This window comes from Marinoscillum sp. MHG1-6, assembly GCF_024714475.1.
In the GTDB taxonomy this organism is placed as follows: Bacteria; Bacteroidota; Bacteroidia; order Cytophagales; family Cyclobacteriaceae; genus JAMZMI01.
Genome location: NZ_JAMZMI010000001.1, coordinates 511,802 through 530,626 on the forward strand (window position 1 = coordinate 511,802; position 18,825 = coordinate 530,626).

19 protein-coding genes are annotated in these 18,825 nt (G+C 41.4%); 9 read left to right on the top strand and 10 right to left on the bottom strand.

Features of this window, described 5'->3' with window-relative positions:
- The first annotated feature begins 106 nt into the window (after positions 1 to 106).
- Positions 107 to 2,011, top strand: a complete 1,905-nt coding sequence (locus NXR94_RS02280) for an NAD-binding protein (protein ID WP_258102945.1) — start codon at positions 107 to 109, stop codon at positions 2,009 to 2,011.
- 1 nt (position 2,012) lies between these two features.
- On the opposite strand, the gene NXR94_RS02285 is transcribed toward NXR94_RS02280, so the two are convergent.
- Positions 2,013 to 2,186: a hypothetical protein gene (locus NXR94_RS02285; protein ID WP_258102946.1), complete on the bottom strand. Its 174-nt coding sequence runs from the start codon at positions 2,184 to 2,186 to the stop codon at positions 2,013 to 2,015.
- Positions 2,187 to 2,342: 156 nt separating this feature from the next.
- Here NXR94_RS02285 and gdhA point away from each other — a divergent pair, with 156 nt between their 5' ends.
- On the top strand, positions 2,343 to 3,695 hold the full coding sequence (gdhA, locus tag NXR94_RS02290) for an NADP-specific glutamate dehydrogenase (RefSeq protein WP_258102947.1): 1,353 nt from the start codon (positions 2,343 to 2,345) through the stop codon (positions 3,693 to 3,695).
- Between the two features lie 160 nt (positions 3,696 to 3,855).
- Here the strand turns inward: gdhA and NXR94_RS02295 are convergent, their stop codons facing one another.
- The 3 genes from NXR94_RS02295 to NXR94_RS02305 all read right to left on the bottom strand — a co-directional run bounded on the left by NXR94_RS02295 (position 3,856) and on the right by NXR94_RS02305 (position 5,942).
- The gene (locus NXR94_RS02295) at positions 3,856 to 4,521 is read right to left on the bottom strand and encodes a metallophosphoesterase (RefSeq protein WP_258102948.1); all 666 of its coding nucleotides are present in this window, start codon (positions 4,519 to 4,521) and stop codon (positions 3,856 to 3,858) included.
- A 9-nt stretch (positions 4,522 to 4,530) separates the two neighbouring features.
- Positions 4,531 to 4,656 (bottom strand): hypothetical protein, encoded by a 126-nt coding sequence (locus NXR94_RS02300; RefSeq protein WP_258102949.1) that lies wholly within the window; start codon positions 4,654 to 4,656, stop codon positions 4,531 to 4,533.
- 89 nt (positions 4,657 to 4,745) lie between these two features.
- Positions 4,746 to 5,942: a sodium:calcium antiporter gene (locus tag NXR94_RS02305; RefSeq protein ID WP_258102950.1), complete on the bottom strand. Its 1,197-nt coding sequence runs from the start codon at positions 5,940 to 5,942 to the stop codon at positions 4,746 to 4,748.
- Positions 5,943 to 6,147: 205 nt separating this feature from the next.
- Between NXR94_RS02305 and NXR94_RS02310 the strand changes: the two genes are divergently transcribed.
- The 3 genes from NXR94_RS02310 to NXR94_RS02320 all read left to right on the top strand — a co-directional run bounded on the left by NXR94_RS02310 (position 6,148) and on the right by NXR94_RS02320 (position 8,328).
- Entirely contained in the window at positions 6,148 to 6,915 is a 768-nt protein-coding gene (locus tag NXR94_RS02310; RefSeq protein ID WP_258102951.1) for an SDR family NAD(P)-dependent oxidoreductase, read from the top strand.
- A 117-nt stretch (positions 6,916 to 7,032) separates the two neighbouring features.
- Complete coding sequence (locus tag NXR94_RS02315; RefSeq protein ID WP_258102952.1) at positions 7,033 to 7,428, top strand: TerB family tellurite resistance protein; 396 nt, start codon at positions 7,033 to 7,035, stop codon at positions 7,426 to 7,428.
- Between the two features lie 42 nt (positions 7,429 to 7,470).
- Positions 7,471 to 8,328, top strand: coding sequence for a hypothetical protein (locus NXR94_RS02320; protein ID WP_258102953.1), 858 nt, complete (start codon positions 7,471 to 7,473; stop codon positions 8,326 to 8,328).
- A 2-nt stretch (positions 8,329 to 8,330) separates the two neighbouring features.
- Here the strand turns inward: NXR94_RS02320 and NXR94_RS02325 are convergent, their stop codons facing one another.
- The 6 genes from NXR94_RS02325 to NXR94_RS02350 all read right to left on the bottom strand — a co-directional run bounded on the left by NXR94_RS02325 (position 8,331) and on the right by NXR94_RS02350 (position 15,175).
- Positions 8,331 to 9,200, bottom strand: coding sequence for a bestrophin family protein (locus tag NXR94_RS02325; protein ID WP_258102954.1), 870 nt, complete (start codon positions 9,198 to 9,200; stop codon positions 8,331 to 8,333).
- 44 nt (positions 9,201 to 9,244) lie between these two features.
- The gene (locus tag NXR94_RS02330; RefSeq protein WP_258102955.1) at positions 9,245 to 10,354 is read right to left on the bottom strand and encodes a glycoside hydrolase family 3 protein; all 1,110 of its coding nucleotides are present in this window, start codon (positions 10,352 to 10,354) and stop codon (positions 9,245 to 9,247) included.
- A 2-nt stretch (positions 10,355 to 10,356) separates the two neighbouring features.
- The gene (locus NXR94_RS02335; protein WP_258102956.1) at positions 10,357 to 11,436 is read right to left on the bottom strand and encodes an alanine racemase; all 1,080 of its coding nucleotides are present in this window, start codon (positions 11,434 to 11,436) and stop codon (positions 10,357 to 10,359) included.
- A gap of 25 nt (positions 11,437 to 11,461) precedes the next feature.
- On the bottom strand, positions 11,462 to 13,000 hold the full coding sequence (locus NXR94_RS02340; protein ID WP_258102957.1) for a YifB family Mg chelatase-like AAA ATPase: 1,539 nt from the start codon (positions 12,998 to 13,000) through the stop codon (positions 11,462 to 11,464).
- Positions 13,001 to 13,055: 55 nt separating this feature from the next.
- Positions 13,056 to 13,433, bottom strand: coding sequence for a hypothetical protein (locus NXR94_RS02345; protein ID WP_258102958.1), 378 nt, complete (start codon positions 13,431 to 13,433; stop codon positions 13,056 to 13,058).
- 83 nt (positions 13,434 to 13,516) lie between these two features.
- Entirely contained in the window at positions 13,517 to 15,175 is a 1,659-nt protein-coding gene (locus NXR94_RS02350) for a capsule assembly Wzi family protein (protein ID WP_258102959.1), read from the bottom strand.
- Positions 15,176 to 15,260: 85 nt separating this feature from the next.
- Between NXR94_RS02350 and NXR94_RS02355 the strand changes: the two genes are divergently transcribed.
- The 4 genes from NXR94_RS02355 to hemC all read left to right on the top strand — a co-directional run bounded on the left by NXR94_RS02355 (position 15,261) and on the right by hemC (position 18,823).
- Entirely contained in the window at positions 15,261 to 15,506 is a 246-nt protein-coding gene (locus tag NXR94_RS02355) for a type B 50S ribosomal protein L31 (RefSeq protein WP_258102960.1), read from the top strand.
- 72 nt (positions 15,507 to 15,578) lie between these two features.
- Entirely contained in the window at positions 15,579 to 16,748 is a 1,170-nt protein-coding gene (locus NXR94_RS02360; RefSeq protein ID WP_258102961.1) for a GlmU family protein, read from the top strand.
- A 24-nt stretch (positions 16,749 to 16,772) separates the two neighbouring features.
- Positions 16,773 to 17,906, top strand: coding sequence for a DNA polymerase III subunit delta (locus tag NXR94_RS02365; protein WP_258102962.1), 1,134 nt, complete (start codon positions 16,773 to 16,775; stop codon positions 17,904 to 17,906).
- Complete coding sequence (gene hemC / locus NXR94_RS02370) at positions 17,906 to 18,823, top strand: hydroxymethylbilane synthase (RefSeq protein WP_258102963.1); 918 nt, start codon at positions 17,906 to 17,908, stop codon at positions 18,821 to 18,823. Before NXR94_RS02365 ends, hemC begins: the two co-directional genes overlap by 1 nt.
- The last annotated feature ends 2 nt before the right edge of the window (positions 18,824 to 18,825 follow it).

The following is an 18,825-nucleotide window of genomic DNA, read 5'->3' on the forward strand; positions in this document are numbered from 1 at the left end:
CAATTCTATTCTGATTGAAGAAATAATATTGTCATTTGTCTGTACGACCATAATTTAGAAATTGAATTAGTTTTGCGTACCTTTTCGGAACCTTTAAAAACACCTAATGAGCGGCAAATTCTCATTCATCTCAAAACTTAAGTACCAGTTTGATAATTTCGTTTCTAAGGGAACCATGGCCATGATCTCTGGTCTTGGTGCTATCACACTGATAGTAATAATGCTTTTTGCAGGTATCCTCTTTTCTGTGGGAGTACATCCTGATTCGGATACAAAATTTAGCTTTTGGGAATCAATTTGGGTGAATACTATTCACGTTCTGGATCCAGGGGTAGTGGGTAACCACGAAGACAACTGGCCTTTCAGATTATTCATGTTCTTTGTGACCATTCTTGGATTGGTGATTGTATCCACATTGATTGGTTTGGTTTCTAATGGTATCCTCAACAAGATCGATGATCTTAGAAAAGGGCGTTCATTTGTTATAGAGAAAGACCATGTTTTGATTCTGGGATGGTCATCCAAAATATTTACAATTATTTCTGAGTTGGTAATTGCCAATGAAAACCAGAAACGCGGCGTCATCGTGATTTTGGCTGATATGGATAAGGTTGAGATGGAGGATGAAATTCGGGACAAGGTAGGGGATACTCAAAACACGGATGTTATTTGCCGAACGGGAAATCCGATTGATGTTCATGACCTCTACATAGCCAACCCTTTTGACACCAAGTCGATCATCATTCTGGATAAGGATAATGAAAACTCTGATTCACAGATTATCAAAACGATTGTGGCCATTGTCACCAATCCGCAAAGAAGAGAAGCACCATACCATATTACTGCGGAGATGGAGAACCGCAAAAACTTCGAAGTAGGTAAAATGGTTGGGAAGGATGAGGTTGAATTGATCCTTTCTGATGAAATCATTTCAAGGATTATGGTCCAGACATCAAGGCAGTCAGGTCTTAGTGTTGTGTACATTGAACTAATGGACTTTGGGGGAGATGAAATCTATTTCTGCGAGGAGAAATCTCTAATTGGTAAAACCTTCCGTGAAATTCTTTTCGAATATGAGGATACCGCAATTATGGGTATTCAATATGCGGATGATACTGTTGAAGTTAACCCACCAATGGATACCATCTTTAAAGAAGGTGACAGGGTGATAGGTATCACCGAAGATGATGATACGATTATACCGAACGCACCCGAAAAAATCGAGCTGGAAGAAAATCAAATAGTGTACACAGAACCTGAAGTTCTGGAAAGCGAAAATATTCTAATTGCCGGATGGAATGACCGAGCTCGATACATCATTCAGGAATTGGATTATTACACTCCGCCTGGGTCACATGTAAAAGTGGTTTCAAAATTTGGCGATGCTGAGAAAACAATCAACAAGCTAAGATCCGACCTAAAAAATGTTACCATTGAATTCGAGGTTCTGGATACCACAGATCGTGAAACCCTTGAAAGCATGCATCTTGGTAAGTACAATTACATCATTTTGTTGTGCTATCAAAACTATTTCCCAATTCAGGAGGCGGATGCTCAAACGCTTATCACCTTGCTTCACCTCAGAAATTTCACCGAGAGAAATGGGGAAAAATATAAAATTGTAAGTGAAATGCTGGATATCAGAAACAGGCAACTAGCTGATATCACAAGTGCGGATGACTTTATCGTAAGTGACAAGCTGATCAGTTTGTTGATGAGTCAGGTTTCTGAAAATAAATTCTTAATGAGGGTTTTCGAGGATCTTTTTGATGCCGATGGCTCAGAAATTTATATAAAGCCAGCTCGGGAATATATTAAGTGTGGTGAACCAATGCATTTCTACACGGTACTTGAATCTGCAGCTCGAAAAAATGAAGTAGCTATCGGATATAGAGTCGTGAAAGAATCCAAAAACGCAGCAAAAGGCTACGGTGTATATGTAAATCCAAAAAAGAGTGATCTATTCACCCTTTCTGATGAAGATAAAATTATTGTCCTCTCTGAAGATTGATTTATATATCCTTAAGCGCTTCTCTAATTTGCTTTAATCCTTTTCGTCGGTAATTTCTTGTGCTGTGCGTGTACTTAGGGAGGGATTCCAGATAATCCAGCACTTCGTTCTTTTGATTTTTGCTCAAAGATTTCACTCTCGTGATAATCATCGAGTCGATAGTTATTGATTCCATATTTTCTTGTGGTGGTTTTCTATACCAATAATAAATAACAGATGTTACTAAAGCTTTAGGTAAATATTTTAAAATCTTTATTTTCAAGCACTTAGCACCTAACGCGAAAAATATTTAACTTTCTTAGAAAGCAACATTTATTTAACCCCTACAAGTATGTCTAATACGGATAAGTTGATTGATGATTTTATGTCGTCAATTGTTGTGAGAAACTCTCATGAACCGGAGTTTTTACAGGCTGTCAGAGAAGTGGCAGAATCAATAGTTCCATTTACGATCGATAACCCAAAGTATGGGAAGGCAAAAGTATTGGAGCGAATCTGTGAGCCAGAACGGGTATTAATGTTTAGAGTTCCCTGGGTGGATGACCAGGGAGAAATACAAATTAACAGGGGCTATAGGGTCCAGATGAACTCAGCCATTGGCCCTTATAAAGGAGGGTTGAGGTTCCATCCGTCTGTAAACCTCTCAATTCTTAAATTTCTTGCATTTGAGCAGGTCTTTAAAAATAGCCTGACCACACTTCCTCTAGGCGGAGGTAAAGGGGGAAGCGACTTTAACCCTAAAGGAAAAACAGATAATGAGGTAATGCGTTTTTGCCAAAGCTTTATGACAGAGTTGTGCAAGCATATTGGTGACGTTACGGATATCCCGGCGGGTGATATTGGTGTAGGTGCCAGAGAAATTGGGTTTTTGTATGGACAGTATAAAAAGATCAGGAATGAATTCACCGGTGTGCTTACAGGAAAGGGCATTCCCTATGGAGGAAGTTTGATTAGAACTGAAGCCACAGGATATGGCGTGGTCTATTTTAGTAATGAGGTGCTTGAAACACATTCTGATGGTCTCAAGGACAAAGTTTGTGCGGTGTCGGGAAGTGGGAATGTGGCTCAATACACTATAGAGAAACTCATTGAATTGGGCGCGAAGCCTGTGACGGTTTCAGACTCAGGAGGAACGATATACGATAAGGACGGCATCAATGAGGAAAAACTTGAATTCATCAAAGAACTGAAAAATGTAAAACGCGGGCGAATATCTGAATACACTGATAAGTTCAAATCCGCAGAATTTCTTGAAGGAAAAAGACCATGGGGGGTCAAAGTAGATATGGCCTATCCTTGTGCCACACAGAATGAATTAAATGAAGAGGATGTCAAAACGCTTATTGGTAATGGCTGTATTGGGGTGTTTGAGGGAGCTAACATGCCAACGACTGAAGACGCCCTGACGCTCATTCGTTCGAAGAAACTATTATTCACGCCTGGAAAAGCCTCAAATGCGGGTGGTGTGGCAACATCTGGTCTTGAAATGTCACAGAATGCTCAAAGACTTAGCTGGACACGAGATGAGGTGGATTATCGTTTGAAAATGATCATGAAGAATATTCATAAGAATTGTGAATCTTATGGACGTGAAAATGCTTCCTATGTGGATTATGTTAAGGGGGCAAATATTGCAGGCTTCGTTAAAGTTGCTGATGCCATGATTTCCCAGGGGGTCGTATAATTAAGAAAAAAACAGTAGGATATTTTAACCCTCAAATTATCTTTGCCAAAAAACACGCTGTAACTATGTTAATGCTCGGAATCATTATTTTTCTTTTTGTTTTAGCTATCGTTTGCCCAATCATTATTCCTAATGAAAAGGTGAGCAATCACAAAAAGGATCACGTATAATCGTCCACATTGGCGACGGTTATTATCCTGTTTTCAAAAAGATCGAGACAAACCAGATTACCTAGTTGCGGCGTGTTTTTATAGACACACCCGTTGTCCAGCCCTACTATACGCTCTTCTGAAGCGATAGCATCGACTATTGTATCTAAATGTTCTGGCACATGCCCATGAATAATCCTTTTTCCATTGACCAACGTTGGCCGATAGTTCATTTGGCGAATGTTCAATAGGCTAAAGGTATCCTGGAAGGGGTTTGGGTGATCAAAATTTAAACCCGCATGAACATAAATATTCTCATTATCCTCATGCCATAATGGAAAGCCGGAAACGAGTTTAAATAATTTGTTCTTTTCCGGAGCATCTAGGGCTAATAATTCTTCATTGCCCTGCTCAATGAGCTGATCTTCCAATTCAGTCGTGGGGGAAGAATAATAATCGAGCAGAAATTGGTCGTGATTACCCCTTAGCGCAATGAGGTTAGTCTTAGATTCAAGTTCTTTGATAGCTTCAAGAACAAGGAGGGGTTCAGGGCCTTTTGAGATATAGTCCCCAAGAAGAATGACCCGATCTGAGTGATCAGGCTGAATTTCCTCAATAAGTTGTAGGAATGTTTTTAGACAGCCGTGAATATCGCCAATGACGTAGCGCTTTCTCACGAACCAGTATTATTCTTCCTCAGCGCTTTTTTTAGCATCGATCAAAGAAAGTGCCACTGCGAAGGCAATAAGTCCGATTACAATATTTACGAAAAGATTGACGCCTTCAGTAACGGCAGGATTAGTAATTTCCATGAGTGTATTCGTTTGAATCGCTAAATTAAGAAATTATCAGTTCGAGACACAACCCTAAGACAGGCTTTGTTTGTGAATGTCGAAACATTTTAGCTCAAGCTGAAAAAGTTCACTACAGAAACGAGCCAATCGGCGATACTCTGAGCAAGGGCATTTCCTGATCCTCGACCCACAACATAAAGCACAAAACCGAAATAAAAACAAAGAAGGAATACACCTTTACCCCGGCCCATGGTTTTGCCGCTTACAAACAGTATCAAGACACAAGCGGTTAATAACCAAAGCAGAAAACGTAGCTCACTGCTCAGTTTCACCATATCTTCAGGCATTCCGATGGGCCCATAAGCCAGCGTAAAAACAAAAAGAGGAAAACCTAAGGCGAAACAGATATCGAAGATATTACTTCCTAATGCATTTGAAATCGCATCGTCGTATTTCCCATTTTGTGCATCCTTGATTGATATAATCGTGTCTGGAAAACTTGAAGCCGCGGAGGCTAATATCAATGCAACGAACATGACCGGAATATCAAGGCCGTCAAACTGTCCCAAATATGGAACTTCGTAGGTTTCACTGCCAATCCATTCGCAGGCAAGGACTAATAAGTAACAAACCATTGCTATAGAAACGGTTGCAGAGACCAACAGAGACCAGGCACTAACAGGACTGATTTCTTTCTTGCCAATAAAAACACGTTCTAAATCCAAAGTTATCAGACCCAACAAAAAGGGCTTATGAGCTCTTTCTTCATCCTCAAAGTCCTCTTCGCTGATATGACTTTCGGTCAGCATATGCTCTCGCTCACTTCTGTCCATTGACCAAAACATGTAAATGATGTATACGACATAGACCATCATTAACAAAAAGCCATGATACCAATGGAGGCTTGCTCCGCTTATTAGGATGATAAAAATAAATTCTGCGATCAGGAGTGAAATACCATCGCGGTACATCACTTTTCTGGAAATAGTAATGTTTTTTGCCACTCCGGAACCGATCACTGCCAAAATTACAACGGCCGGAATAACCATACTATTAAATATTGCTGAACCAGCAGTTGTTCCGATTCCTCCGGAAAAACCCTCTGCGTCCTTCATGATGAACAGAAAGAAAAAGGAGGTAAACACTTCAGGCATGGAGCTGGCAATAGCATTGATTGTTGCTCCCCTTACGCCATCAGACAGATTTCGGCCTATATATTCAGAGGCCGTCATAAATCCATCTCCGGCCCTCCAAATTACAAGACAACAGATGGTTATTAAAATTAGCGGTATAAGTACGCCCATAAAGAAATTTCAAAAAGAGTTAATCTTTGAATAAATGCTGGAGGAGTGACTAAGATAATAATTTTTTGAATCTGGATATCAAAAAACAACCATCGGCGGTTCCTTCAATCAATTTAATCAACAGACGATTTTAGTAAAATGTTTTCATGTTAGGTGGAGCTCTTTCGATCTTTCACTAATTTCATGGCTTGATAAATATTGACAGATGTACATCAACTTATCCGGACTAAATATACTCATTACTGGTGCCAGTAGGGGAATAGGCAAAGCTCTGGCAACCAAACTTGCCGAGGCAGGTGCCACGATCGCTGTTCATTACAATAAGAATGTACGTGAGGCTGAGAATTTATGTCATATCATTGGGAATGAATCCAGGCCGTTTCAGGCGGACTTATCTAAGCCCGAGGAGGCAGGAAAACTTTTCGAAAGAGTGGTGCTGGAAATGGGGAGTGTAGAGGTACTTATCAATAATGCCGGAGTAGCTACACCTGTAGGAATTATGAGTTCTGAGGATGACTGGACAAAGGCATGGAATGAAACGATGCAGGTGAATTTAACTTCTGCGGCAGTACTTTGTAAGAAGGCAGTGGAGCATTTCCTAAAAAAGAAGTCTTCCGGAAGAATAATAAACATTAGTTCTCGAGCAGCTTTTAAAGGGGAGCGCGCCGACTATATGGCCTATGCAGCGAGTAAAGCGGGACTTGTGGCACTTACAAAATCCATTGCCTCGGCCTATGGAAAAGACGGAGTTAAGGCATTCGTGGTTGCTCCGGGTTTTGTCAGGACTGATATGGCCAGAGACTTTATAGATAAGTATGGCGAGGAGGCTACTCAAAACGATGTTTCACTAGAGCGCATGACAGAGCCAAAAGACCTGGCCCCACTAGTTACTTTTATTGCAAGCGGGATGGCAGATCATTCTACCGGAGCCACCTTTGATATCAATGCCGGAAGCTATATGAGGTCAGATTGATAAGTAAAAGAGGGCCCTTGCAATAATTCATATCAATGACATTCCGAAAAGAATAGAAATATGATTAATTTCATCCGAAACAATTGTACCTTGAATAATATTTAAAACCAGATAATCATGAGTATTAGATCCCAATTAAGTACGTTAATACAATTAGCAAATATAGATGGTGAGTTCGCCGGAGAAGAAAAGATGATGATTCTGATGATTGGAAAAGCTAATGGTGTTGCAGAAAGTGAAATTATGGATTTGGTAAAAAATCCGGAGCCGATCCCTCCACTGTCTACCATGACCTCCGATGATAGATTTGAATATCTATACAACATCGTTCAATTAATGAAAATCGATAGCCAGGTTTATTTGAGTGAAATCAAATACTGCGAGGAATTAGCAGAAAAATTGGGATTCAAGAGAAGTGTTATCTCTGCGCTATCTTCCAGAATTTTCAGTGACCCTTCAATCACCTCTAACAGGGACGCCTTGAAGAAAGTGATCAAGAAGTACGAGCATTAATCGTTCTTCGAACCTAATGACATTTTATTAGGCGGCTAATATATGAACCAATCCGATTGGACTGATTTTACACCATTAGATTTAGCCGTATTTAATAGCACGAGGGACCAATTTCATCATGCTATCCAGTTTGTATCTGCTGTCGGACGAAAATTTTCCAATGAAGGTGTCAATGAAACCGCCGCAGTGTTAACATGGGTACCCGGTCTGAAAAGGCTGGCGAGTAATTGGGTAGAAGGGAAAATGCTCTTTCGTGCTTCCATTAGTTTTGAGGACTTTAGTATTTATCTGGTTGATGGAAAGGTAAATACTATCTCTTCCTTATGTCTTCAGGAACAAACACAAAGTCAGATTCTTTTATGGCTTGAAGAGCAAATTGGTAAGCTTGAGCTAGATGCCTCGGATCTTACTATGAATTTGCCCTACCAACTACCGGACTTTCCTACCTTTCAAAAGGCCCCCTTTTCAATAGACCAAGCTCAAATGAAAGAGCTGTCAAAGTACTTTCATAATACGTACCTCACCCTTAAGGATCTGGGTGATCATCATTTGGGTTTGGAGGATGTAACGATCAGGTCCTGGCCAAAAAGGTTTGATCAGGCCATGACTATTTTGGTCAAGGAAACAGGGGAATCTGAAACTAATTCCAATCTCGTTACCGGGGTTTCAATTAGATCTGAGGCCATTAAAGAACCATTTTTTTACATTCGATCCAAGCCGCATGTAGATATTCATTCTTTGCCTGATCTTGAGCCGGGGATGGAATGGTATGAAAATGACATATGGACAGGCGCAATCTTACGATCAAGTGCTTTGCTCCGTTCCAAAAGCCAACACGAATTTTTAGGCAATTTTTACCAGACAGCTTCGGATATCTTAATTGAGAGGCTTAAATCTTAAGATTAGCTCATAATTTCAGATACATTGCTCTTGATCTTGTAGCTGATTTCGTCCAGTGGAAGGTCGTTAATATCGTTGCCAAAAGGATCCTCAATTTCTTCTGCGATTAATTCTATACTGATGAGGAAATAGAATGCGAGCATCACTACCGGAGCACACCAGTATTCAAACTCCCACATGAAACTGAAAGGCAAGGTGATCGAATAAATGAAAAGGAATTTTTTGATGAACATGCTATATGAATAGGGAATGGGGGTGGATTTGATCCTTTCACATGCTCCCACAATATCTGTAAATCCTTTGATTTCTTTATCCAACACGATCAGCTGCTCCTGGGTGATGATTCCCTTCTTAGCGAGTCCGACAACTCTTTGATAAATGAGCCTGTTGATGCAGTTAGGTCGGTGCTTACTTTTTATGATCGTATTTTTGATCTCATCGTTGATGGTATCCATTTCACCGATGAGGATACTATCTCTAAGATGTTCTTTTATTGCAAAAGCAACGTTAGGAATCATTCGGCGGAAAAAAATGCGATCTTCTTCTTCTTCCTTTGGTATCAGACTGGCAAGTTTTACAGCGAGTTGCCTACTATCATTCACCAGTTGACCCCATAATTTTCTACCTTCCCACCATCTGTCGTATGCAGTATTGGTTCTTAGCACAAGAAATAAACCTAAAATTACCCCCAGAATTGAGTGAAAACCGATTGCTCCGGCATAATGCCAGCCAAGCACATCAATGATCAAAAAGCAAAGGACGGTGGTAAATACCCCTATAAAAAGAATTAAGGGGAAGAGGACTCTCATCACATAGCGACTGTAAAAATCGAAGATGAGAGAGAACCAAGTTTTAGGATTATATTGGATCATGCGATGAAGATAATAGAAAATGTCCGTTTACGAGAACCGTCTATCTAATTTTCCGATTCTGGAAGAAGGCCTAAATCTCTTTTGAGATTCATGATTCTTTGATAGGACTCTTGAATGCGACTAACGGAAATTTGATTATTCGTTACTTTGGCCTTAATGATTTTGTGAATTTCCCCTGCGGAGACCATTTCAGATCCGGGAACATTATTGGCGAACATTACAATATCTACTCCCGCATTGATACTGAGCTCAAGGGCCTTTCCAATTCCAAATTCCTTTCTTATTGCTCCCATTTGCATATCGTCTGAGATCACGACCCCATTATATCCCAGGATATTTCTCAGCAGCTCGGTTACTACTTTGTAGGAAAGTGTACCGGGAAGTTTTTGTTCGTCAATAATACCATTGACAATGTGAGCAGTCATAATCATGGTCACATTCCCGGAGTCAATAAGCATTTTATAAGGATATATTTCTTCAATGTTCCAGGTGTCCGTCACATCTGCAACTCCTAAATGGGTATCACTTTTGGAGCTTCCATGTCCGGGAAAATGCTTCAAGGCAGTGGCAACTCCATACTCTTTATGAATTTTAACAACTTCCCCTGCATGTTTGACCACCCCTAGATAATCGGAAGAATAGGATCTTCCAATTCTCCCGATGATAGGATTCTGTGGATTGATGTTAACATCTACTGATGGCGCATAGTTGAGATTGAACCCAAGGGCTTTTAATGTAGATGCTGTTTGACGGACGTAGTATTGAGTACTGTCCAGATTATCAACTCTTCCTAAGTACTGAGCAGTAACTGTTTTGGGAAATCCATATTTGGTCTTAAGCCGAGTGACCCGTCCCCCTTCCTCGTCTACACTTACAAAAAGAGGGATGGGAGATTTATCCTGAGCGTCAGCAATGATCGTTTTAAGGTTCTGACGGGGGTTACTGTTTGAAATATTTTTTTCGAAAAGAATGATACCCCCAGCATATCCCTGTTCCAGCGCATAGTAAATGGGTTCAGTTCTGTCGGGGATATTAAAATCGCCGATCCCGATCATGATCATTTGCCCGATCATGATATCTAATGAATCACCTGTTTGGGCCTGCACGAACAAGACCGAAAGGGATAAAAGGCAGCCAGCGAACAGTCTTTTCATATTCAGACTTTAGTCATTTTAGCAATTACATTTCCGCTCAAAGATAGATACGAACCCTGAAGATCAGCTGTAAGACACGAGTGAATAGGGAGTATGCCTACCAAATCTCCTATGCGAAGCGAACGAATATAATCTGGATCACCAGAAATAATGCCATGTTCCTGTGAAAGACGGATTAATCCACCTGATGGCTGTTTTTCCCAGGTATTGTCAGTGAGTTTTACAAGAATACCGTATTTGCCTTCCTCCCTATCTATGAAATCTTTGCTGAAATGAACTGCCCCTCCATAAATGACTGCTTCATTTCTATCTTGATGAATGGCTACGACTGGGCATACCATACAAACCGCAATGTTTTCCACGGAGCAAGACCCAAAATCATATTGCATCGTATCGTAGAAAACAAAATTGCCCGGACGCATCTCATCAACCCCAGTCCAATCAGTAAGAAAGGAACAAGTTGGTGTGTCGCCGTATGAAAGCAGAATATCACCCCCGATCATTTCCCTGGCTGCATTCAATAGCCGAAGGCTTTCTTCAAAAATCTTTCGAACTGAATTCATATCCAACTGCTGATAAGTATGGCCAGCATGTGCCAGTACACCAGCGCAATGATGATTTGAGTTTGAGCTTTTCCTCAGTTTGGAAAGCATCTCAAAATGTCGTTCATCTATTCCTGTACGGCCGGTTCCCACATCTATTTTTATCCAATAATGAATTGGTGAGGATAGGTGCTTTGCTGCGTGGGCCAGTGCTCCTTCGGATTCTATAAGAATACCCAATTTGATATCCCGGGCCAGTAGGTCAATGGCACTTGCTTCCAGTGGATTATAGGGAAAGGCAATGGTAATGTCATACCAACCGTGCTGAGAGAAATACTGGGCCATTTCCACAGAGGAGACGGTAATTTTTTCCACCCCTGCCTCACGAAACCAGGCTCCAATTTGAGCGGATTGATGTGTTTTAAAATGAGGTCGAAATATAATTCCCGCCGAATCGGCCCGTTCCTTCATTCTTTGAATGTTGGAACGGCAAATTGCTTCATCAATAAGTAAAGTTGGTCGCTGAATGGCCAATGTCATAGATAAAGATAACCAGCAAATGCTATCAACCGGCCCAACCCTCGCGATCTAAACTTCTATACTGTATGGCCTCGGCAAGATGTTCGATTTTGATTTCTTCGGATTCGGCCAAATCGGCAATTGTTCTGGAGACTTTTAAAATTCGATCATAGGCTCGGGCAGATAGCCCCAGCTTTTCCATAGCTGTTTTAAGAAGAACCTTACCTGCATCATTGATTTTGCAGACTTCTTTGGCCTGAGCGGCACCCATCATGGCATTATTATGGATTTCTGCGTGGCCGTCGAAACGTCTCTTTTGTATTTCCCGTGCTTTGATTACTCTTTCTCGGATGTTCTCGCTGGATTCAGCCTTTCTGTCGGCAGTCATCTGATCAAACGAAACAGGCGTTACTTCCACATGCAGATCTATACGATCCAGCAGAGGCCCACTTACTTTGTTAAGATACCGCTGCACAATGCCCGGACCGCAGACACATTCTTTTTCCGGATGATTATAGTATCCACATGGACAAGGATTCATGCTGGCGATCAACATAAAATTTGCCGGGTAGTCAATGGAAACTTTAGCCCTTGAAATAGTGACTCTTCTTTCTTCAAGCGGTTGACGCATGACTTCCAGTACTGTGCGCTTGAACTCAGGCAACTCGTCAAGGAATAATACACCATTGTTGGCCAATGATATTTCGCCAGGTTGTGGAATGCCACCCCCACCAACCAGGGCTACGTCACTGATGGTGTGATGTGGAGATCTAAATGGGCGGGTGGCGATTAACTTTCCATGTTCTCCTAACTTTCCTGCCACCGAGTGAATTTTGGTGGTTTCCAGCGCTTCATGGAGACTAAGAGGAGGCAAGATGGAAGGCAGTCTTTTGGCCAACATGGTTTTCCCGGCACCCGGAGGACCGATCATGATCACATTGTGACCCCCTGCTGCTGCGATTTCCATGGCGCGCTTGATATTTTCCTGCCCCTGAACGTCTGCAAAGTCCGTTTCGAAATCATAGGCCTCATTCTGGAAAACATCACGTGTATCAAAACTGACAGGCTTGATTGGTTGATCTCCATTCAAATGGGCAATGGCTTGTTGTATGCTTTCGACACCAATAATCTCCAGGTTGTCAACGATGGCTGCTTCGGAGGCATTTTCTTTTGGAAGAATGAATCCTTTGAATCCTTTTTTTCGAGCCTCAATGGCAATGGGTAATGAACCTTTGATGGGTCGTAGTGTTCCATCAAGTGCTAACTCCCCCATAATAACATATTGATCTAATTCCGGGAATTCGACCTGGTCAGATGCTTGTAAAATGCCTAAAGCAATAGGCAGGTCGTAAGATGACCCTTCCTTTCGAATATCTGCAGGTGCTAGGTTGACGACAACCTTTTGACGGGGCATCCGATATCCGAGATGTTTTATCGCAGACTCGATCCGTTGTTCACTTTCTTTTATGGCCGAATCAGGCAAACCGACCAGGAAGAATTTTGCTCCCTGTCCAACATTCACCTCAACGGTGATAGTATGCGCATTTACTCCATAAACGGCACTTCCATGAGTTTTTGCTAGCATGGGCCGAAGATATTAATTTCCTGAATAACGGAACAAAAGTTGTTATTGATTTGACTTAGACGTAGCCCTCCGGATCGTCATTATTATCGTCTTGATCTTCTTCGGTTTCCTCTTCCTCAGCTGGAGCTGAAAGGGCGGAAGTAGATTCATCGTAGAGTTTGGCTTTTAAAGTAAGCACCTCTTTCTCAGCAGTTTCAGCACGCTTTTTCAATTTGATTATATGCAGGTTTTCTGCAACTAATTCCACCACCATGATCAGGCTTAAAAGAATATAAATGCTCAAGGCATAAACCGGAATATCTTTAAAGACCATGTGAATAGGTACCTTTTCTTTGTAGGCATCCATATTGGCCAATATGTCGATACTGTAATAAAGCACCACGAGCATCGCCAGAACATAAATGGGGTAAAAAATGAGTTTAAACTTTTTCATTGCTATATCTATGGGAGCCGAAAAGTTATAGAAAATTAGCATTCTGCCCAGACCCCAATTCCGAAATTTAAGATTGGTTGTGATTAAAAAATGTAATCACGCCAGCCAAAGTTATAACGGATACCAGCCGTAAATATTTGAGATTGAAAGTCTTGAAGGCCTAGAGCAAATCGCTCTTTTCGATATATAAACAGAAGATCTATGAAGAGGTTATGATAGCATTGGTAAGAGGCACGTGTTTGAAACAGTACAAGATTGGTCTTATTTCCTTGTAATAGATCAATATTTATTTCTCCGGTTTTGAGTCCATAGGATTTTAGGATGTTCTTTCCATAACTCAGACTGTCAAAGTCATTTCCATACTGAGCCAGGAGGAATTGACTTTCGATTTCCAAGCGATCGATCGGTCGATAGTTGGCCACAAACAAAACCTCCTTAAAGTTGGCACCAAGTGGATGAGCTAGTGGCAAATTATAATGGCTGTAGGAGGTGTAATTATTTTGATGAGCGTATGTATATGGGCGAACCTGATTCCATTCTGCCTGTAAGTGAAGCGTTTTGATCCCAAAGGCGTCCGGATATTTGATCCCGAGCTGAAAGCCTTGTTTGTTTTCCCAATAGCCGTCTCCTGACAATGCTTTGCTGATGATCAACTCGTCGATGACCAGTTGGCCGTACAATGAAATACGGCGAAGAGGATTCCATTTAAAATCCAAACCAATAATAGCATTGTCTGAGCTGCCATCCTGTTGTTCCAGGGCCCGGTAGAATATGACTGGATTCAAATATTCTAATCGGTATCCATTACCTAGAGAATCAGGCCTTCCGAATATGACCGATTCAAACAGTCCAATATTAAGTTTGTCACTGACACTTAGATCCAGATGGTGAAGCGCGAGGTATTTTCTCGGAAAGGAACCTGTGCCAAGTAGCCCAAAGCTCCCCCCTGCAGTTTCTGCTGTTAATTGGGCAAAAATATTGGTGTATTGAAACTTCCAAATTTTCGTTTGTAGTCGTAGATATGGATAGTTATTTCCGAAATCCGATAATATCAGTGATCGGCGACCATTTCCAATAAAGTGGTTGCCATAACCAAATTGAGCATTGATATGTCTGCTGATATCAAAATTTATGAACCCCTGCGCTCTAAGGAAATCTATACCGGTGACATTGTATTGCTTCCAGAACCCTTCGTATGGTACTCCGAGTGTGCTATCAGTGACATTGCGAACATAATGTGGATATCTAGCCTGATTTTCGTTCAGAAGGGTATAAAAAGAGACCTTTTCATCAATGGTTCCTCGGATTTCAAGTCCTCTATAGTTTTGAAAGAGTAAATCTTTTGTCCGGTTTTCTTTTCCCCCTTCAAAAACAATGACCGGATTCACATGCAGGTCGAAATCTTTCGAAGAATGGGAATAGAAATCAGAATGATATTCATACAGTTGACCCCAAAGCGCGGGGGAATTAGGTGGTACACTGTCAAGATATTCCCGACTTTCAAGACTGGCATATCCCAGTTCAAAGCTATCTGATTCATCATTCAAGGCCTTTTTAGCCAATATTCCTTTGGCCAACTGCCTTCTGGAAATAGGCTTAACCGTAGTGAAATAATTGCTTTCAGCCTGAATGTCCCAATCTGAAAATAACCCGTACGAGTAGGTGTTTAATGGGAGGTCGGTATCCTGAGCTTTGCTCGAAAACACCCAAATAGAAAAGACGAATAGAAAAAAGTACCTCACAGACTCAAAAATATTAAAAAAGGTGCTTTTGAATATCCTACTTTTTATCCTATCTTTGCAGTCCTTTTTAAAGAAAGACAATATTATGAGAAAGGACATACATCCAGATTATAAAGAAGTAGTATTCTTGGACACCACAAGTGACTTCAAGTTCTTGACCAAATCTACTATGACAAGTGATGAAACTATCAAGTGGGAGGATGGTAATGAGTATCCTTTGATCAAGATTGAGGTTAGCTCGGCGTCTCACCCATTCTATACAGGTAAGAAAATCTTCTTGGATACTGCTGGTAGAGTGGAGAAATTCAACAAGAAATACAGAAAAGGTTAATCCCTTTATTAATAAATCTTATTGTGAAAAGTCTTCGGGAGAACTCCTGAAGACTTTTTTTATTTTTGCCGCATGCATCTGATATTATTTGATGATCCGGTAGATCGGATTCGTTTGTATCCGCTCACCCTCACCAGGCCAATATCTTCACTTAGGCTTGGAATTCTTACCATTGCAGAGAAATGGAGGATGTATCTTCCGGAGGCATCTGTGGAAGTAGATACTGAAAGCTACCTAAAAGATAAATTTGGTGTTATCGGTAGTACTTCCAGGGACACGCTTTGGGTGAATGCACGGTGTTTACCTGATGTACATTTTCTGGAATCACTCAAAAACCTACAGCAAGGGCATTCTCTGGAATTTGATGATCAATTGATCGCATTTAGAGGGGAAAGGCGTGAAGATGCTAATAGAAGTATGAGCATTGTGCATGATGAGGATCTCATCACTATCAATAAATCTTGGGATTTATTTCTGCTAAATGGTGCGGAGATTAGAAAAGATTATGATCTATTAACTCAAGGGCGCCAATCGGCTGACATCTCCGATCCTCATACCATTGTATATGGGCGAGAAAATATATTCCTGGAAGAAGGGGTTACGATTAGGGCAAGTATTCTCAATGCGGAGGACGGCCCGATTTATATTGGAAAGGATGCAGTGATTTCTGAGGGTAGTCTGATTCGGGGGCCTTTTGCTTTATGTGAAGGCTCCGTAGTTAGTATGGGGACCAAGGTTCGGGGAGATAGCACTATTGGACCTTTTTCAAAAGTCGGAGGAGAGGTCTCCAATAGCATTTTTATAGGCTACTCAAATAAATCACATGATGGATTTATTGGAAATTCAATCCTTGGAGAATGGTGTAACCTTGGTGCCGGGACGAATACCTCTAATCTCAAAAATAATTATGGTCCCGTAAGAATGTGGGATTATGAAACCGAAAGACTACAATCTACGGGCCTACAGTTTTGCGGCCTTGTGATGGGTGATCATTCCAAATCTGCAATCGGCACCAACTTTAACACGGGTACTACCGTAGGAGTTTGCGCAAATGTGTTTGCAGCAGGCTTTCCGGGTAATTTTCTTCCATCATTTACCTGGGGTGGTCAGCGGGGCGCGGAAGTTTACCAGATAGATAAAACCTTTGAAACAGCAGAACGCGTTATGATGCGGAGAAATTTGTCTTTGAGCCCTGAAGATAAAGCCATCCTAACCTATATCTTTGAGCACCTTTCTTATTAGGTAAGATAGCATCGAATATTAAACATGCAGTTCGCAGAAATTCCCGGATTAAAGGACATTAAGCATTCTCTGATCTCTTCTTATGAGAACAATCATATTGCGCATGCTCAACTGTTCAATGGCGTAGAAGGAGGAGGGGCTCTGCCTATGGCTTTGGCTTTTACAACGTTTCTGCTTTGCGAAAACAAGCAGCCTGAGGATTCTTGCGGAACATGTGCCAATTGTCAAAAAATGAAGAAGTTTATTCACCCGGATGTGCATTTCTTCTTTCCCAAGTTGACCTTTTCGAAGCAAACAGATATCGATAAACATCACGCCGAAACACAAAAGAACTGGAGGACATTTGCCACCAATAATCCTTTCGGGGGGCTTGGTTCCTGGGTTGCTTTGAATGGTTTCGACAATAAGAATATGATCATCACCAAGGAGGAGAGCCGTCGAATCATTAAAACGGTGAGTATGAAATCCTTTGAAGGTGATTTTAAGATTGTGATCATTTGGTGTCCTGAGTATATGCACCCAAATGCAGCAAATGGTATTCTGAAAATTTTGGAGGAACCACCAACCCAGACGATCTATCTGCTGGTCAGCTATGCCTATGAGCGCTTGCTGGCTACCATCAAATCAAGGGTACAACTTTTTTCCATCCCTCCGCTAAATGATGAGGAAGTAGCGAACTATCTCATAGAAAAACATCAGGCTGAAGCTGAAAAGGCTCGCCAGGTAAGTCGCATGGCAACGGGAAGTATTGGGAAGGCACTTAAAGAACTTGAATCAGCAGGAGAACTGGCTTACCAGGACTTTCAGGACTGGATGAGACAATGCCTGAGAAGGGACTTTACTGCGTTGGCAACCAGAAGCGAGGATTTTGCTAAAAGCTCGAAACCCGATCAGCGCAATACGCTGGAGTTTGCTTTGACGTTGATACGAGAATCAATAGTTGCTCAGGCTGGTGATGAGGGGCTGGTACATCGTGAGGGAGCAGAAAAGGATTTTATTATGAAGTTTGGAAGTGCCGTAAGTTTTGAGGCTTTAGAATATACCTATTTTGAAATTAGTGCTGCTCTTGGGAATTTGTCAAGAAACTCCAATGCACGAATCACTTTCATGAATTTATCACTGACCATATCACAACTTCTTTCTAAAAAGGCAGCATAATGGACACCATCAGAATCGGAACAAGAAAAAGTAAGCTGGCACTTTGGCAAGCGGAATATGTTGCAGAAAAATTACAAAATGGAGGGCTGAAAACCGAATTGGTGTTGATGGAAACCAAGGGGGATATGGTACTGGATGTCTCTATTGCGAAGATTGGCAGCAAAGGTGTTTTTACAGAAGAGCTTGAGGAAAAACTGGCAAACGGTGAGATTGATATAGCTGTTCACTCTGCAAAAGATATGCAATCCTCCCTGGCAGAAGGGTTTGATTTGATTGCGTTTTCGGAAAGAGAAGAGGTCAATGATGTGATTGTCTCTGATCGGGAAATAGATTTAAGCAAGGAAATTGTCCTCGGAACCTCTTCTACGAGAAGGATTGCCACGCTGAAGCATTTTTATCCCAATGTACGTACAGTTGAAGTAAGGGGAAATCTCCAAACACGCATTCAAAAAATGCGTGATGGACTTTGTGACGGGTTATTGCTGGCATTTGCAGGAGTACATCGCATGGGCTATCATGAAATGATCAAGAAAACACTTTCCCTGGATGAATTTACTCCGGCGGTTGGTCAGGGTTCTGTTGCCATTGAATCCCATGTTTCTGTTTCTGAAGAAAAGAGATCAAAAGTCCGTGAACTTATTAATCATCCCGAAACCGAAAAAAGACTGTTGGCAGAGAGAGCCTTTTTGAAAAAGTTAGAAGGGGGATGTAGTATCCCGGTTTTTGCTTTAGCGCATAATCAAGGAGAAAACATAAAAATAGATGGCGGGATCGTCAGTTTAGATGGCCAAACCCGCATTGTGAGATCGTTGGAAGGGCCAGACCCGGAAGAAATTGGGGTTATGTTGGCAGAGCAGCTACTGGCAGCAGGCGGTGATCATATTTTATCTGATATAAAAAAGCAATTGAAAAAATAAAG

Coding starts and splice junctions, on each gene's coding strand:
- NXR94_RS02280 (WP_258102945.1), top strand. CDS start 107: ATGAGCGGCAAATTCTCATTCATCTCAAAACTTAAGTACCAGTTTGAT.
- NXR94_RS02285 (WP_258102946.1), bottom strand. CDS start 2,186: ATGGAATCAATAACTATCGACTCGATGATTATCACGAGAGTGAAATCT.
- gdhA (WP_258102947.1), top strand. CDS start 2,343: ATGTCTAATACGGATAAGTTGATTGATGATTTTATGTCGTCAATTGTT.
- NXR94_RS02300 (WP_258102949.1), bottom strand. CDS start 4,656: ATGGAAATTACTAATCCTGCCGTTACTGAAGGCGTCAATCTTTTCGTA.
- NXR94_RS02305 (WP_258102950.1), bottom strand. CDS start 5,942: ATGGGCGTACTTATACCGCTAATTTTAATAACCATCTGTTGTCTTGTA.
- NXR94_RS02310 (WP_258102951.1), top strand. CDS start 6,148: ATGTACATCAACTTATCCGGACTAAATATACTCATTACTGGTGCCAGT.
- NXR94_RS02315 (WP_258102952.1), top strand. CDS start 7,033: ATGAGTATTAGATCCCAATTAAGTACGTTAATACAATTAGCAAATATA.
- NXR94_RS02320 (WP_258102953.1), top strand. CDS start 7,471: ATGAACCAATCCGATTGGACTGATTTTACACCATTAGATTTAGCCGTA.
- NXR94_RS02325 (WP_258102954.1), bottom strand. CDS start 9,200: ATGATCCAATATAATCCTAAAACTTGGTTCTCTCTCATCTTCGATTTT.
- NXR94_RS02330 (WP_258102955.1), bottom strand. CDS start 10,354: ATGAAAAGACTGTTCGCTGGCTGCCTTTTATCCCTTTCGGTCTTGTTC.
- NXR94_RS02335 (WP_258102956.1), bottom strand. CDS start 11,436: ATGACATTGGCCATTCAGCGACCAACTTTACTTATTGATGAAGCAATT.
- NXR94_RS02340 (WP_258102957.1), bottom strand. CDS start 13,000: ATGCTAGCAAAAACTCATGGAAGTGCCGTTTATGGAGTAAATGCGCAT.
- NXR94_RS02345 (WP_258102958.1), bottom strand. CDS start 13,433: ATGAAAAAGTTTAAACTCATTTTTTACCCCATTTATGTTCTGGCGATG.
- NXR94_RS02355 (WP_258102960.1), top strand. CDS start 15,261: ATGAGAAAGGACATACATCCAGATTATAAAGAAGTAGTATTCTTGGAC.
- NXR94_RS02360 (WP_258102961.1), top strand. CDS start 15,579: ATGCATCTGATATTATTTGATGATCCGGTAGATCGGATTCGTTTGTAT.
- NXR94_RS02365 (WP_258102962.1), top strand. CDS start 16,773: ATGCAGTTCGCAGAAATTCCCGGATTAAAGGACATTAAGCATTCTCTG.
- hemC (WP_258102963.1), top strand. CDS start 17,906: ATGGACACCATCAGAATCGGAACAAGAAAAAGTAAGCTGGCACTTTGG.